Consider the following 15,015-nt stretch of genomic DNA (forward strand, 5'->3'; position numbering starts at 1 on the left):
CGGACCCCGTCCCGGCGCGCTGAACTCCGCACTCCGGGCGAACGCCCGGAGTGCACGCGATGACACCTCGGTCGTTCGCCCCTCGACCCGCGAGGTGAACACCGTGAACGACCACCGCAGACTCGGCCGCGAACTCGGCGTCTTCGACACCGACCCGCTGATCGGCTCCGGACTGCCGTACCTGCTGCCGGACGGCGCCGCGATCCGCAAGTCCGTCGAGGACTACGTCCACGAACTCGAACGCCGCCACGGCTACCGGCACGTCCACTCGCCCGTGCTCGGCAAACGCGAACTGTACGAGCGCTCCGGCCACTGGGCCCACTACCGCGACGACATGTTCCCGCCCATGCAGGTGGGCGGCGAGGAGTTCGTGCTGCGGCCCAGCCTGTGCCCCCACCACGTGCTCGTCTACCGCTCGCGCCCCCGTACCCGCAGGGAACTGCCGTTGCGCCTGGCCGAACTCGGCGGCCAGTACCGTTCCGAGCCGTCGGGGGCGCTCGGCGGCCTGCAGCGGGTGCGCTCGATCCAGCTCAACGACGGCCACGTGTTCTGCCCGCACGAGCAGGCTGTCGAGGAGGTGGGCCTGGCCCTCGACCTGGTCGAGCGGGCGCACACCCAGCTCGGCGTCCGCGCGGCCCGCTACCGGCTGTCGCTCGGCGGCCGCTCGGGCAAGTTCGTCGACGACCCGGAGCTGTGGGCGCGCTCGGAACGCGTCCTGCGCCAGGCGCTGCGGGAACGCGGCCAGGACGCGGAGGAGGCCGAGGGCGAGGGCGCCTTCTACGGACCCAAGATCGACATCCAGATCGCCGACCCGGCCGGACGGGAGTCGACCCTGTCCACCGTCCAGGTGGATCTGTACATGCCCGCCCGCTTCGGCCTGTCCTACGTGGGCGGCGACGGGCCGCCCGCGATGATCCACCGCAGCGTCGTGGGTGGTGTCGAGCGGCTGCTGGCGCACCTGGTCGAGGTCCACGGCGGCGCGCTGCCCGCGTGGCTGGCGCCCGTGCAGGCGGTGGTCCTGCCGCTGTCGGAGGCCGAGCTGCGCCCGGCCGAGTCCCTGGTACGGCACTGCGTCGCGGCCGGGTTGCGCGCCGAGCTCGCCGCCCCGGACCGAGGCAGCCTCGGCGCCCGCGTCCGGGCCCGCCGGCGGGTGCCGTACCAGCTCGTGCTCGGCCCGCGCGAGGCGGCGGGCGGCGAGGTGGCGGTGCGCTCGCGCGCCGAGGGCGGTCGCGGTCGCGTGCGGCCGGTCGCGGAGGCCGTCGCGGATTTGGCCGCCGCGTGCCGCCCGCGTTTCTGACAGTGCTCATTTCGGGCGGAACTGATTTTCCGGCCATGCTGATTCCGTGCCGTACCGGATTCTGACCACGCTGGTTTCGGGCAGTGCGGACACTGCTCGCGCCGATTCCGACTGCGGCGGTTTCCGGCCATGGCGGTTTCCGGTCGCGATGCAGAAAGCACCGCGAATCAATGAGATAACAGCCCCTTCCCAGCGCAGCGGAACAACTCGTAAAGTCCCCTCCAGTGCATGACGGGGAGGTTGAGTTGACCGAAGTCAGCGACCGGAACGCGGAAATCGCGGCCGCTCATGAACAAGAACGTCCTGCCAGGCAACTGGTCGGGCCGCTGCGCGTCGGCGTGTGGGTTCTCGGCGCGCTGCTGTCGGTCTACTCCATCGCCGTGGTGTTCAAGCCGGTCGAGGCCGTCGAGCACCGGATGACCTTCCTGGCGGTGGCGCTGCCGCTGGTGTTCGTCTGCTACCGCTCCGGACTCGCGGGCCGGTTCGCGAAGCTGGCGCGGCGCGAGCGCGACGGCGACCTGCCCACCGTCGCGGACTGGGCGCTCGCCGCGCTCTCGATCGCGGTGCTGGTCTATCCGCTGCTGGACATCGAGGCGTTCCGCAACAGGGGGTCGGGGGCCGAGCTGAGCACGCTGGACGTGGTGGCCGGCCTCGGGCTCACGGTGCTGCTCCTTGAGGCGGTACGGCGCACCGTCGGCGGCATTCTGTCCGTTATTTGCGTACTTTTCCTTGTCTACGCGTTCTTTGGAAACTATCTGCCGATCGGCTGGTCCATCAGCCACCGGGGCTTCGACCTCGACCAGATCGTCTCGCAGCTCTACACCGGCACAGAGGGCTTCTTCGGTGTGCCGCTCCAGGTTGCGGCCACCTACATCATCCTGTTCACCATCTACGGCGCCGTCCTCGACTACTCCGGTGCCAGCAAGTTCTTCATCGACCTGAGCTTCGCCGCCTTCCGCCGCTCGCGCGCCGCCCCCGGCCGTACGGTCACCACCGCGGGCTTCCTGCTCGGCACCGTCTCCGGCTCCGGCACCGCCACCACCGTCAGCCTCGGCAGCGTCGCCTGGCCGGTGCTCAAGCGCGCCGGATACCCGAGGGAACCGGCGGGCGGCATCCTGGCGGCCGCGGGCATCGGCGCCATCCTGTCGCCGCCCACCCTCGGCGCCGCCGCCTTCATCATCGCCGAGCAGCTCCGCACCAGCTACCTTCAGGTGCTGCTCTACGCGACGATCCCCACGATCCTGTACTACCTGGGCATCTTCCTGGCCATCGAGATCGACTCGCGTCGCTTCGGCACCCAGGCCGTGGCCGTGGACGTGCCCAAGGCGGGCAGGCTGCTGCTGCGCTTCGGCTACCACTTCAGCTCGCTGCTGCTCATCGTCGTGCTGATGGCGCTCGACTTCTCGGCCTTCATGTCGGTGGTCATCGCGACCGGCGTCGCGTTCCTGCTGTCCTTCCTCGACCCCGAGCACCGCATGGGCCCGAAGCGCATCGGCGAGGCCCTGGCCAAGGGCACGCTAGGCGCGCTGCCCGTGACGGCCGTGTGCGCGGCGGCCGGCATCATCGTCGGCGTCATCACCCAGACCGGGCTCGGGCTCAACCTCAGCACGATCATCGTGGACCTCGCGGTCGGCAACCTGGTGCTCACGACCCTGCTCGCGGCCCTCGCCGTCATGCTGCTCGGCCTCGCGGTGCCGGTGACGGCCAGCTACATCATCGCCGCCGTCATCATCGCGCCCGCGCTCATGAACCTCGGGGTCGAGCGGGCCGAGGCGTACATGTTCATCTTCTACTACGCCGTGCTGTCGGAGGTGAGCCCGCCGACGGCGCTGTCGGCGGTCGCGGCCTCGGCGATCACGGGCGGCAACAGCTACCGGACCATGATGATGACCTGGCGGTACACACTGCCGGCGTTCCTGGTGCCGTTCGCGTTCGTGCTGACGCCCAACGGGCAGGCACTGCTCGCGCAAGGGCCCATCGGCGCCGTGCTGGTGTTCACCGCGGTCTCCGCCGTCGCCGTGGCCTCGCTGGCCGTGGTGACCGGAGGGATCTCGACCTGGCCGGTGCGCGCCCTGTGCGGCGTCGCGGCGGTGCTGCTGCTGTTCCTCGACACCATCCCCATCGTCGCGGGCCTGGTCGTTCTGGCCGTCGCGGCAGCCGTACACCTCATCACCCGAAGGAGAAATCCAGCGTGAAGCGCATCATCGCCACTGTGGCTGTCGCGGCGTTGGCGGCGGCCGGATGTGGTGGGTCGGGCAACCGGCTGTCCATCGCCACCGGCGGCACCACCGGCGTCTACTACGTCTACGGCGGCGGCCTGGCCAAGCAACTCGGGGCGGGCATCGAGAACACGCAGGCGACCGCATCGGTCACCTCGGCCTCGGTGGAGAACATCAAGCTGGTGTCGGGCGGAAAGGCGGACATCGGGTTCTCGCAGACCGACACGGCGGCCGACGCGGTCAACGGCGTCGGCACGTTCAACGAGAAGCAGCCGATCAAGGCCATCGCCCGCATCTACGACAACTACGCACAGGTCGTGGCCGGGCCCGGCGTCGAGGCCACCAAGGTCGCCGACCTGAAGGGCAAGCGGGTCTCGCTCGGCCCGCCCAACTCGGGCACCCAGGTCATGGCCAGGCGCATGATGGAGGCCGCCGGGCTCAACCCCGACAGCGACATCACCAAGTCGCAGCTGTCGATCAACGAGTCCGTCGAGGCCGTCAAGAACGGCACCATCGACGCCTTCTTCTGGGTCGGCGGCGTGCCGACGGCCGGCATCGTGGACCTCGCCACGAGCAAGCCGGAGATGAAGATGCTCGACACGAGCGACCTGCTGACCGGCATGCAGACCAAGTACGGCAAGCAGTACGTCACACTCGACATCGACCTCGCCGCCAGCTACAAGCTCACCGGCACGGTCAAGACGATGGCCGTCGGCAACGTGCTGCTGGTGCCGGACAAGATGGACGAGCAACTGGCCTACGACATCACCAAGACGCTGTTCGCGAAGAAGGCCGAGCTGGTCAAGGTGCACAGCGAGGCGCAGAAGCTCGACCCCAAGCTCGGCCAGCAGGTCGAGCCCGTGCAGCTGCACCCGGGCGCCGCCCGCTACTACAAGGAGTCGCAGGGCTGATCAGGCTCGTTCTCGCACTGCTCGGGGCGCTCCCGCTGGTGGCGGGCGGCGCCTGCGGGAGTCCTGCCGTGGGCGGCCTGCCGGTGCCGGGCGGCACGTTCGCGCTGGCCTACGTCCACTCGATGTACGGCGCCGCCTCCGCCGAGCTGTTCACGGTGGAGGGGCGCCGCTTCACCATGCGGGCGGTGGTGTCCACGAGCGGCGGCGTCATCGACTACTACCAGCTCGACGGCCGCCGCTCGCGCACCCCGGACGGACTGTGGACGCTGCGGCTGGCCACCCCGGTCGGCTACGACGCCCTCGACCTGATCGCCTCGCCGGTCGGCCGCCGCACACTCATGGCGGGTGGCCGCTGCCTGGCGCTGTACCCTCCGTCCGGCTCGCGCGAGCTGCGACTGACCGTCGGCACGGCACCGCCCGGCACCCCGCCGGCCGTCCCCTGCCCGCAGGGCTACCGCGATCTCACCCGGTCAGCAGCCGGGTGAGCACCCGGGTGCCGAACTCCAGGCCCTCCACGGGCACCCGCTCGTCCTTGCCGTGGAACATGCCGAAGTAGTCGAGGTCGGGACGCAGCATCAGCGGCGCGAACCCGTAGCCCTCGATCCCGATCCTGGCGAAGGACTTGGCGTCGGTGCCGCCGCTCATCACGTACGGCACCGGCCGGGCCGAGGGGTCCTCGGCGACCAGCACGGAGGCCAGTTCGTCGAAGAACGCCGACGGGTACGGCGCGGCGGGCGCGTCCTCCAGGTTGACGAACTCGCGGGTGATCTTGGGTCCGAGCAGGGCGTCGATCGTCTCCAGGAACTCCTCCTGGAAGCCGGGCAGATAGCGGCCGTCCACGTGGGCCTCGGCCGTCGAGGGCACCACGTTGACCTTGTATCCGGCCGACAGCATCGTCGGGTTGGCCGAGTTGTGGATCTGCCCCTCGAACAGGCCGCCGAGGGCGCCGAGCCGGGCGGCCTCGGCATCGAGGCGGTCCAGGTCGATCGGGCTGCCGGTGATCTCGGCCAGGGACTCGATGAGCGCGGCGACGGGCGGCGTCAGCCGTACCGGCCAGCTGTGGGCGGCCACCCGCGCCAGCGCGGCCGCCAGCGTCGCGACCGGGTTGTCGATCGCCGGGCGGGAGCCGTGGCCCGCCACCCCGTGCGCGGTGACCTTCATCCAGGCGGTGCCGCGCTCGCCGACCGCCACCGGGTAGACGCGCACGTCGCCGTGCTGGACGCTGAAGCCGCCCGACTCGCTGATCGCCTCGGTGACGCCGTCGAACAGCTCCCGCCGCTCGGTGACCGCGTAGCGGGAGCCGTAGTCGCCGGTGGCCTCCTCGTCGGCCAGGAACGCCAGCACCAGGTCGCGCCGGGGGCGCTCGCCGCGCGCCGCCATGCCGAGCACGGTCGCGAGCGTCATCGCGCACGAGCCCTTCATGTCGACGGCGCCGCGACCGTACACGCAGCCGTCGGCGATCTCGCCGGAGAACGGGTGCATCCGCCACTCGGCCGGGTCGGCGGGCACGACGTCGAGATGGCCGTGGATGAGCAGCGCGTCCTTGGCCGCGCCCTCGACGCGGGCGACGACGGTCGTGCGGCCGGGCGCGGACTCGAAGACCTCCGGCTCGATGCCCGCGTCGGCCAGGAGCGTGGCCACGTACTCGGCGGCCGGGCGCTCCCGCGAACCCGGATTGGTGGTGTCGAACCTGATCAGATCCGAACAGATCTCGGCAACGCTCTTCACTTGCCCTCCAAACGTGCTGTAGTGCCAGTCTTCCCGGCAGCGGTCCCCGCCGCCCGCGCGGGTGGCGAGTGCTGTCCACTGTTTGCCATTTACCAGTTGCCCTCAGAAGGAGGCAGCGGGTGGCCCGGGGGGTGCAGGACGTACACGATGCCGCCGGTGCCCGCCCCGGGCTGGCTGCGCAGCCAGACGTTCTCGAAGGCGGCCCTCGGGTACACGCGCCGCACCTCCAGCGCGGCCGGATCGTTGACGATCACGTCGCCGCCCGAGGTGAAGCCGACGACGACCATGATGTGCCCGCTGGTCGAGTAGCCGGAGCCCGGCAGCTCGTGCTCCTTGAACGACTGCGAGGTGATCACCGGGATCCCGGCCCTGACCAGCCGCTCCAGCTCGACGGCCGAGCGCAGCCTGGTCACCAGGCCGGTGAGGCCGTACCTGCCCGCGTAGGCGACGCCGAACGGCCAGTTGCCGGTGCCCTGGTAGCTGTGGTCGTACATGCCGCGCGCGGCGTGGTCGACGGCGGGGCACGGGTCGGCGGCGCCCACCCAGGCCAGCTCGCGCGGATCGGGGCCGAGGCCCCAGTAGCCGAGGACCATGGTGACGGAGGTGGGGGCGCACCAGTTGGCGCCGCCGCCGTCCCACTGGGGGTGGTGGCCGTCGTGGACCTTCTGCGAGTACGGCGGGACGGCCAGCTCGACCGGCTCGGCGGAGGCGGGGGAGCTGACGGGGACCGACGGGCGCCGGGGGACGGCGGAGGCGAGCACACCGAGCGAGGTGAGGCGCGCGCCGTCGCCGTGGACGACGGCGCGCAGCCGGAAGGCGGTGACGGGCCGGCGCGCGACGAAGGTGTCGACGGCGACGTCGCCGTCGTCGTCGCCCTGGCCGGGGACGGAGGTGCGGGCGGGCTCGTCGTGGGCGGTCCAGCGGCCCATGGCGTACCACTTGGTGAGGGCGCCGGTGGTGGTCCTGGCCTGGAGGGACAGCTCGACCCAGGTGCCTTCGGGGGTGGCGGCGGTCCAGGAGGGGACGAGCTCGGTAGCGGCGAAACCGATCTCGGTGAGGTGGTCGAGCGGTCGCGCGGGAGTGCTACGCACAAACGAGATCAGCATTGCACCGATTGTGCTTTCTCACCGTAGGCGTTCGCATCGTAGGAATTACGTAGACGGGTCTCTCTCACAGCTCAGTGCGAGCGATCTCTGTCACGGCCCGGCCCGCCCACCCCACCCGCCGCACCGGGCCGGCGGCCTCCAGGGTGACGCTCCTGGCCGCTCCGCCCCCCGCCGCGACGCCGCACACTCAGGCCCGTCCCGCGCATCCAGGCTGACCCGCGCGTCCGGGCCCGACCCGGGTGGCCCACGATGCGGCGTTGCGGTGGGGAGTGGTGGGACGGGTGGCGCCTTGGAGGCCGGGAGCGGCGGCGGCGGGAGGCGTGGGGGCGGCCGGGCCGTGACGGATCTCCGGCCTTTACAGACACCCGAATACGGCCTTTACAGGTACAGGCCGGGCTCCGACGCGGGCGGGGCGATGACCTGGCCCGTGCGCTGGGCGTACAGCTCGGCCAGTGTGGCTCCGTCCGGGCCGACACCCGCCGGCGTGCCCAGCCAGTTCGCGGCCTCCTGCTTGCTCAGCGGGCCGACCTCGATCTGGGACAGGCACCGTCCCGGCCGCACCACGGCGGGGTGCAGCCGTGCCAGGTCCTCGTTCGTCGTGATCGCCACGAGCACGTCCCGCCCCTGACCGAGGAGCCCGTCGGTCAGGTTGAGCAGCCGCGACAGTCCCTGCCCTGTCACGTCCTTGGCGCCGGCGTGGATCAGTTCGTCGCAGTCCTCCAGCACCAGCAGCCGCCAGCGCGAGCCGCCCTCGTCGTCCTCCTGGTCGTAGCCGACCGCCACCTCCATCAGGTAGCCGGGCTCGGCGAACAGGTGCTCGGGGTCGAGCACGCAGTCGACCTGGCACCACTCGCGCCACTGCCCCGCCAGCGTGCGCAGCAGTGTGGTCTTGCCGGTGCCGGGCGGGCCGTGCAGCAGGATCAGGCGGCCGCTGATGTCCTCCGGCGTGGTGGCCATGAGCCTGGCGATCGGGTCGCGGGCGCGGCCGGAGTAGTTCTTCGAGACCTCCTCCCACGGCTGCGTGGTGATCGGCTTCTCCGAGCGGTGGCCGCCGTGCGCGCCGCGCCACCAGAAGCCCATGCGGGTGTGGTCGGTGGCGGGCTCCGGCTCCTCCGCGCCGTCCGTGCACTCGCGCAGCACCTTGCGGGCGAGGTCCTCGCTGACGGCGGTGACCGACACGGTGGCCGTGCGGTTGCGGTGGCGCACCACGCGCAGGGTCCAGCCGTCGCCGGTCAGCAGGCGCGACTCGGTGCCGTCCTCGACCTTCGCGGTCCTGATGATCTGCCCGTCCATGGGATGGAGAGCGGCGTCGGGGCGCACCCTCTCCAGGTCGGCCTGCCGGGACCACGGTTGCTGGCCCGTGGCGAACGGAGACAGGGCAAGGGCGTCGATGACGTCGATCGCGGAGTCGGCGTCGTCGAGCCAGAGATTCATCGGGAGCCCGGTAGACATGGCGTCAATGATCCTGCTGTGCGCGGTCCCATGTCGAAGTGTTTTGCCAGATTTAGCGGTATACCATTAATCTCGTGGGTATGAGCGACCTGCTGCTGCGCGACGCCCTGATCCCGGGCGCCGACTCACCCGCCGACCTCCTCGTCCGCGACGGCGTCGTCGCCGCCACCGGCCGGGGAGCGGCCGCCGACGGCGTACCCGCCGAGGACCTGGGCGGCAAGCTGCTCCTGCCCGGGTTCGTCGACGCGCACGCGCACGTCGACAAGACCCTCTGGGGCGGCCCCTGGGTCCCGCACACCGCCGCGCCCGGCCTGGCCGCCAAGATCCGCAACGGGGTCGAGCGCCGCGCCGAACTCGGCCTGCCCAGCGCCGACCACATCACCGCGCTGCTCGGTCAGATGATCGTCTCCGGCACCACCCACGTCCGCACCCACGTGGACGTCGACACCGTCATGGGGCTGGCCGCCGTCGAGGCCGTCCGCGAGGCCCTCGCCCGGCTCGACGGCCGCATCACCGCCGAACTCGTGGCCTTCCCGCAGGCGGGCCTGCTCACCCGGCCGGGCACCGCCGAACTGATGGGCCGCGCGCTGGCCGCGGGCGTCGAACTCGTCGGCGGCATCGACCCGGCAGGGCTTGAGAACGACCCCGTCGAACACCTCGACGTCGTCTTCGGCCTGGCCGAGGAGCACGGCAGCGGCGTCGACATCCACCTGCACGACGGCGGCGCGCTCGGCGCCTGGCAGTTCGAGCTCATCATCGACCGTGCCCTCGCCGCCTCGGCCCGGGTGAACATCTCCCACGGCTTCGCGCTAGGCGAGGCCCCGCAGCCCGTCCAGGACCGGCTCGTCGCAAGGCTCGCCGAAGCCGGGGTCACCCTCACCACCGTCGCCCCCTCCTCCGCCCCGTCCCTGCCCCTCGCCGCCCTGCGCGAGGCGGGCGTCGCCGTCGGCGCGGGCAACGACGGCGTGCGCGACCTGTGGAGCCCGTACGGCACCGGCGACATGCTCGAACGCGCGCTGTTCCTGGCGCAGCGGGCCCGCTTCGTCCGCGACGAGGAGATCGGGATCGCGCTGGAGGCGGCCACGACCGGCGGCGCCCGCGTCACGGGACGGCGGGCGGGCTACGCGCCCGGCGACCCCGGCGACTTCGTGGTCGTGGCGGCCAGGACCCCGGCGGAGGCCGTCTGCGTGCGGCCGGTGCGCTCACTCGTGGTCAAGGCGGGCCGCGTCGTCGCCCGCGACGGGCACCTCGTCTGACCACGGTCGTCCCGCAATGGTGCGCGCGGCGCGGGTTCCGCGTCCGGTACGAGCACCGTCGTCGCCGGCCACGCGAACACCTCGGACGGGGCGGCGGCCGGTGCGCCGCCGATCCGCCCGGTCAGGCGGTGGCCGCCGAGTTCGGGCGGATCGTCCGGAATGAGGGCGCCAACATGGCCGATACGTTACCTGTTGTCATGCGAGCTGAAAGTTCCCCCGCTACCTTAAATAGTTGGTCATTTCACCATCTATACGGAGGTATTGGGTGTCCAGGGCGACATTCCGAGAGCGTGCTCGGTACTGGTTCGACAACACCATGTCGAAGGGCACCGCCTCGTTGATTGGGTTGCTCGCCCTCGTGTCGGTCGGGCTCATACTCGCGACCACCGTGCTGACCCTGTGGCTGGCCCCCGAGGAACCGGACGGCGCCAGCACCCCGGGCGAGGTGCTGTGGTCGTCGCTCATGCACGCGCTCACCCCCGGCAAGCTCGCCAGCGACAAGGGTTCCATCGCCTACATGACGGTGATGTTCGTCGGCTCGCTCGGCGGTCTGTTCATCGTCAGCATGCTGGTGGGCCTGCTGTCCAACGGGCTGAAGCTCCAGGTGGACCGGCTGCGGCGGGGCCGCTCCCGGGTCGTCGAACGCGGCCACACCGTCGTCCTCGGCTGGTCGGACCAGGTCTTCACAATCGTCGGCGAACTCGTCAAGGCGCACGCCAGCCAGCGCGGCTCGGTCATCGCCGTACTGGCCGAGCACGACAAGCTGGAGATGGAGGAGCAGATCCGCGAACGCGTCGGCGACCTCGGCAGGACCCGCCTGGTCTGCCGCACCGGCCGCACCACCGAGCCGCGCGACCTGGAGATGATGAACCTCACCCAGGCCCGCTCGATCGTGGTGCTCTCACCCGAGGGCGAGGACCCCGACGCGCACGTCATCAAGATACTGCTGGCCCTCAACAAGCGCTCCGGCGTGCGCCCGCCCGTGGTCGCCGCCCTGACCTCCGGCCGCAACCTCGCCGCCGCCCGGCTGGCCGGTGGCCCCGACGTGCACCTGGTCGACTCCGACGACACCGCCTCCCGGCTCATCGTCCAGTCCTCCCGCCAGTCGGGCATGTCCGTCGTGTGCATGGACCTGCTGAACTTCGACGGCGGCGAGATCTACCTGCGGGCGCCGGAGGCCGCCGAAGGCCGCACGTACGGCGAGGCGCTGCACGCTTACCAGACCGCCTCCGTCATCGGCCTGCGGCGCCCCTCCGGCGTGGTGCTGAACCCGCCCATGGACACCGTCGTCGCCGGGGACGACCAGCTCATCGTCATCGCCACCGACGACTCGACCATCCTGCCCGCCACCGGCGAGCCGAAGATCGAGGAGTCGGCCGTCGCGGTCGCCGAGCGTCCCGCGACCAGCCCGGAACGCACGCTGCTGCTCAACTGGAACGCGAGGGCCGAGCAGATCGTCCGCTACCTCGACGGGTACGTCGCCCCCGGCTCGGTGCTGGAGATCGCCGCCGACCATCCGAAGGCGGGCACCGGCCTGGAGGGGCTCGGCAACCTCACCGTGCACATCAAGGAGTGCGACACGACCGACAGGTTCGCGCTGGAGGCTCTCGGGCTGGGGCTGTTCCAGCACGTGATCGTGCTGTCCGACGACCGGTACGAGCCGCACCACGCCGACACCCGCACCCTGATGACGCTGCTGCAACTGCGCGACATGCAGGCCACGCTGGGCGAGCACTACTCGATCGTCAGCGAGATGCACGACGAGAACAACCGCTCGCTCGCCGAGGTGACCGAGGCCGACGACATCGTCATCAGCGACACGGTCATCGGGCTCCTGCTGGCGCAACTTGCGGAGAACCAGCACCTGGCGGAGGTGTTCGGGTACCTGTTCGACTCGCGGGGGTCGGAGATCTACCCGCGCCCCGCGTCGGCGTACGTGGAGACGGGCGTGGAGATCGGCTTCTCGACGGTGGTCGAGTCGGCGCGGCGGCGCGGCGAGACCGCGATCGGCTACCGCACCGAGTACGCCCGCAACCTGGCGCCGCACTTCGGCGTGGTCCTGAACCCGGACAAGAACCGCACCTTCACCCTCGGCCCCCATGACTCGGTGATCGTGCTCGCCGAGAAGTGACCCGAAAGGCCCCGCCCACGACGAATCCGGCCGCGAGGGGCGCTGCTCGCCGACGCGGCCGGGCGGTGGAGTCGTCGCGGCGAGGTGCGTGGCCGGGGGAGGAGCGTGCCCCTGGAGGCCGCGAGCGCGGGACGGCGGGTGGCGGTGGGGCGGGCGGGCCGTACGGGATGGACGGCACTGAAGGGAGAGATCCGGCGGGATGGGCGGCCCTGAAAGGAGAGATCCGGAAAAGAGAGGAGACGGGCCAACCCTCCGGGCGGTGGGCGGCGTTCTGGTGGGGGAGGAGGACAATTGGATCACACCGGATTCCGCGACTTCGTGCTCGCCAGGCAGCAGGCACTCATGCGGACCGCCTATCTGCTGACCGGAGACCCTCACCTGGCGGAGGACCTGCTCCAGACCGTGCTGGTCAAGGTCGCGGGCAAGTGGGGCAGGCTCGCCAAGGACGGCAACCCCGAGGCGTACACGCGCAGGGCGCTGGTCAACCAGTACATCTCGTGGCGCCGCCGCCACCGGCCCGAGGTGCCCAGCGCCCGGCCCCCCGACCACGTCCCCGACCGCGCCGCATACCACGACGACACCGCTCTGGACCGCATCGTGCTCGGCCAGGCCCTGGCCAAGCTCGCGCCGAGGCAGCGCGCCGTGATCGTCCTGCGCTTCTGGGAGGACCTCACCGAGGCGCAGACCGCCGACCTGCTCCGCTGCTCCGTCGGCACCGTCAAGAGCCAGACCCACCACGCGCTGGCCCGCCTGCGCGTCGTCGCGCCCGAACTGGCGCATCTGCTGAACGAGCCCGTACTCCAGGAGGCCGCCCGATGACCGGACTGCGTGAGGCGCTGCGCGACCTCGCCGACCAGGCCCCGACCGCCGACCTCGCCGACCTCGCCGAGGTCGCGGTCACGGGACACCGGCGCAGGCGCCTCGGCGTGACCGTCCTCGGAGCGGCGCTCGCCGTCACGACGCTGGCCGCCGTCGCCGTCCTCCAGGGCGTGCGGGGCGCGGAGGGCGCCGAGACGGCCGAGAGCGCCGATCGGCGCCAGCGCACGCCGGAACCCGACCCCCTGCCGGAGCGCGGTGCCGGTCCGGTCAGCTTCGCCTACCTACGGGAGTGCGACTTCGACGGTGAGACCCGAGAGCGCGACTGCTCCAAGACCGGCTGGCGGGTGGTCACCGCCGCCGGGCGGGTCTACAGCGTGCCGGGTGCGATGGCTCGTACCGCCGATCACGGCTCCGTCCCCCTGGCGATCAGCCGCGACGGGCGCAAGATCGCCTACTACAGTCGGGAAGCGGGCGCCCACGTCGTGCGCGACCTCGGCAGCGGCGCCGTGACGACCTCTCCGGTGCGCATCCCCGAGAAGCGGATCGGTCGTCCAGGTGGAACCCTCACCCTCTCCGACGACGGCCGCCACCTGGCCTTCGACCCTAGGGAGGGCAGCAAGGAACCCGGCCTGCTCATCGACGTCACCAACGGCAAGACCGTCCAGTTGCACCGGAAGTATGAGCCGGTCGCCATCAAGGACGGCATCGTCTCCCTCGTGCGCTACGTCAAGACGGATCTCTGGCTGATGCCGGTGACCGGAGGGGGCAAGCCGGTCCGCTTCCCGGGCGCGTACATCGGGTTCAGCGAGCTCGCCCCCGACGGGCGCACGGTCGCCGCCGTACTCCACAAGGACTATCTGCGCGCGGGCCCGCGTCTGCTCACCCTCCTCGACACCAAGACGGGGAAGGTCGTGCGCAAGGTCGCCCTGCGCGCGTCCGGGTGGGCGCGCGGGGCCTTCGTCCAGGTCGTCCGGTGGCAGTCGGCGACCGAGGTCGTGATCGACGTCGGCAAGGGGCCTGAGCTCTACTCCGCCGACCTGAGGACGGGGCGGACCAAGAAGATCGTCACCCGGGGTCCGACGAGTCAGATGGCGACCCTGCCCGGACAGCCCAGCAGCGGGTAGCGTGCGCCATGTGAGAACCATTGACTGGGTGGACGGCGCGATCGAGATGATCGACCAGACCCGTCTGCCCGACGAGCTCGTCACTCTCCGCATCACCACCGTCGACGAGTTGATCGCGGCCATCCGGCGCCTGGCCGTCCGGGGCGCCCCCGCCCTCGGGGTGGCCGGCGCCCTCGGCGTGGTGCTGGCCCGGGGCGACCAGGAGGCCATCGCCCGGCTGCGCGCCGCCCGGCCCACCGCCGTCAACCTGGCCTGGGCGGTCGACCGTGTCGCCGGGCTCCCCCCGGCCAAGGCGCTGCGCGCCGCCCTGCGCATCCGCGACGACGACATCGCCGCCTGCGTCGCCATGGGCGAGCGCGGCGCCGACCTGCTCGAAGGCGACCGCCTGCGCATCATGACCGTCTGCAACACCGGCGGCCTGGCCTGCGTCGAGCGCGGCACCGCGCTCGGCGTCGTCCAGACCCTGCACGAGCGCGGACGGCTCGCCGAGGTGCTCGCCCTGGAGACCCGGCCGCTGCTTCAGGGGGCCAGGCTCACCACCTGGGAACTCGCCAGGATGGGCGCCCCGCACCGGCTCGTCGTCGACTCCGCCGGGCCCTATCTCCTGGCCCGGGGAGGGGTGGACGCGGTCCTCATCGGGGCCGACCGCATCGCGGCAAACGGAGATGTGGCCAACAAGGTAGGGTCCTACGCGCTGGCGCTCGGGGCCGAGCGCGCGGGGGTCCCCTTCATCGTGGTCGCGCCCGAGTCCACCGTCGACGCCGGAACCCCGACCGGCGAGCACATCGAGATCGAGGACAGGGGCGCGGAGGAGGTCGTCTCCGTCAGGGGAGTGGCGACCGCGCCGGAGGGCACCCGGGCCGCCAACCCGGCCTTCGACGTCACCCCGCACGACCTCGTGACCGCGATCGTCACCGAGAGCCGGGTGATCAGGCCCTAGCTCGATAACGGCAATCTCGGGACCTGTCCGCA

Annotated in this window: 12 protein-coding genes; 9 read left to right on the forward strand and 3 right to left on the reverse strand. The window is 71.5% G+C overall.

Annotation, left to right across the window (positions count from 1 at the left end):
• Nucleotides 1-103: 103 nt before the first annotated feature.
• The 4 genes from thrS (at nucleotide 104) to ABD120_RS26440 (ending at nucleotide 4,912) form a co-directional block, all read left to right on the forward strand.
• A complete protein-coding gene (gene thrS / locus ABD120_RS26425) occupies nucleotides 104-1,297 on the forward strand; it encodes a threonine--tRNA ligase (protein ID WP_343952772.1) in 1,194 nt (397 codons plus the stop codon).
• A 245-nt stretch (nucleotides 1,298-1,542) separates the two neighbouring features.
• The gene (locus ABD120_RS26430; protein ID WP_343952773.1) at nucleotides 1,543-3,492 is read left to right on the forward strand and encodes a TRAP transporter permease; all 1,950 of its coding nucleotides are present in this window, start codon (nucleotides 1,543-1,545) and stop codon (nucleotides 3,490-3,492) included.
• On the forward strand, nucleotides 3,489-4,427 hold the full coding sequence (locus tag ABD120_RS26435; RefSeq protein WP_343952774.1) for a TAXI family TRAP transporter solute-binding subunit: 939 nt from the start codon (nucleotides 3,489-3,491) through the stop codon (nucleotides 4,425-4,427). Before ABD120_RS26430 ends, ABD120_RS26435 begins: the two co-directional genes overlap by 4 nt.
• Nucleotides 4,428-4,495: 68 nt before the next feature.
• A complete protein-coding gene (locus ABD120_RS26440) occupies nucleotides 4,496-4,912 on the forward strand; it encodes a hypothetical protein (protein ID WP_343952775.1) in 417 nt (138 codons plus the stop codon).
• Here ABD120_RS26440 and ABD120_RS26445 read toward each other — a convergent pair.
• From ABD120_RS26445 to ABD120_RS26455, 3 genes are all read right to left on the reverse strand, one after another.
• On the reverse strand, nucleotides 4,890-6,155 hold the full coding sequence (locus ABD120_RS26445; protein WP_343952776.1) for a M20/M25/M40 family metallo-hydrolase: 1,266 nt from the start codon (nucleotides 6,153-6,155) through the stop codon (nucleotides 4,890-4,892). The two genes, ABD120_RS26440 and ABD120_RS26445, sit on opposite strands and share 23 nt — an antisense overlap.
• Before the next feature lie 89 nt (nucleotides 6,156-6,244).
• Nucleotides 6,245-7,261, reverse strand: a complete 1,017-nt coding sequence (locus ABD120_RS26450) for a C39 family peptidase (protein WP_343952777.1) — start codon at nucleotides 7,259-7,261, stop codon at nucleotides 6,245-6,247.
• 378 nt (nucleotides 7,262-7,639) lie between these two features.
• Nucleotides 7,640-8,713 (reverse strand): DUF5925 domain-containing protein, encoded by a 1,074-nt coding sequence (locus ABD120_RS26455; protein WP_343952778.1) that lies wholly within the window; start codon nucleotides 8,711-8,713, stop codon nucleotides 7,640-7,642.
• 80 nt (nucleotides 8,714-8,793) lie between these two features.
• Between ABD120_RS26455 and ABD120_RS26460 the strand changes: the two genes are divergently transcribed.
• The 5 genes from ABD120_RS26460 to mtnA all read left to right on the forward strand — a co-directional run bounded on the left by ABD120_RS26460 (nucleotide 8,794) and on the right by mtnA (nucleotide 14,983).
• Nucleotides 8,794-9,969 (forward strand): amidohydrolase, encoded by a 1,176-nt coding sequence (locus ABD120_RS26460; RefSeq protein ID WP_343952779.1) that lies wholly within the window; start codon nucleotides 8,794-8,796, stop codon nucleotides 9,967-9,969.
• Nucleotides 9,970-10,234: 265 nt separating this feature from the next.
• Complete coding sequence (locus ABD120_RS26465) at nucleotides 10,235-12,100, forward strand: CASTOR/POLLUX-related putative ion channel (protein WP_343952780.1); 1,866 nt, start codon at nucleotides 10,235-10,237, stop codon at nucleotides 12,098-12,100.
• Nucleotides 12,101-12,391: 291 nt separating this feature from the next.
• On the forward strand, nucleotides 12,392-12,919 hold the full coding sequence (locus ABD120_RS26470) for a SigE family RNA polymerase sigma factor (protein WP_343952781.1): 528 nt from the start codon (nucleotides 12,392-12,394) through the stop codon (nucleotides 12,917-12,919).
• On the forward strand, nucleotides 12,916-14,043 hold the full coding sequence (locus ABD120_RS26475; protein ID WP_343952782.1) for a hypothetical protein: 1,128 nt from the start codon (nucleotides 12,916-12,918) through the stop codon (nucleotides 14,041-14,043). Before ABD120_RS26470 ends, ABD120_RS26475 begins: the two co-directional genes overlap by 4 nt.
• A 10-nt stretch (nucleotides 14,044-14,053) precedes the next feature.
• On the forward strand, nucleotides 14,054-14,983 hold the full coding sequence (mtnA, locus tag ABD120_RS26480; protein ID WP_343952784.1) for an S-methyl-5-thioribose-1-phosphate isomerase: 930 nt from the start codon (nucleotides 14,054-14,056) through the stop codon (nucleotides 14,981-14,983).
• The last annotated feature ends 32 nt before the right edge of the window (nucleotides 14,984-15,015 follow it).

The sequence above is a fragment of the Nonomuraea longicatena genome (assembly GCF_039525605.1).
In the GTDB taxonomy this organism is placed as follows: Bacteria; Actinomycetota; Actinomycetes; order Streptosporangiales; family Streptosporangiaceae; genus Nonomuraea; species Nonomuraea longicatena.

Coding starts and splice junctions, on each gene's coding strand:
- ABD120_RS26450 (WP_343952777.1), bottom strand. CDS start 7,261: ATGCTGATCTCGTTTGTGCGTAGCACTCCCGCGCGACCGCTCGACCAC.
- ABD120_RS26455 (WP_343952778.1), bottom strand. CDS start 8,713: ATGTCTACCGGGCTCCCGATGAATCTCTGGCTCGACGACGCCGACTCC.
- ABD120_RS26460 (WP_343952779.1), top strand. CDS start 8,794: ATGAGCGACCTGCTGCTGCGCGACGCCCTGATCCCGGGCGCCGACTCA.
- ABD120_RS26475 (WP_343952782.1), top strand. CDS start 12,916: ATGACCGGACTGCGTGAGGCGCTGCGCGACCTCGCCGACCAGGCCCCG.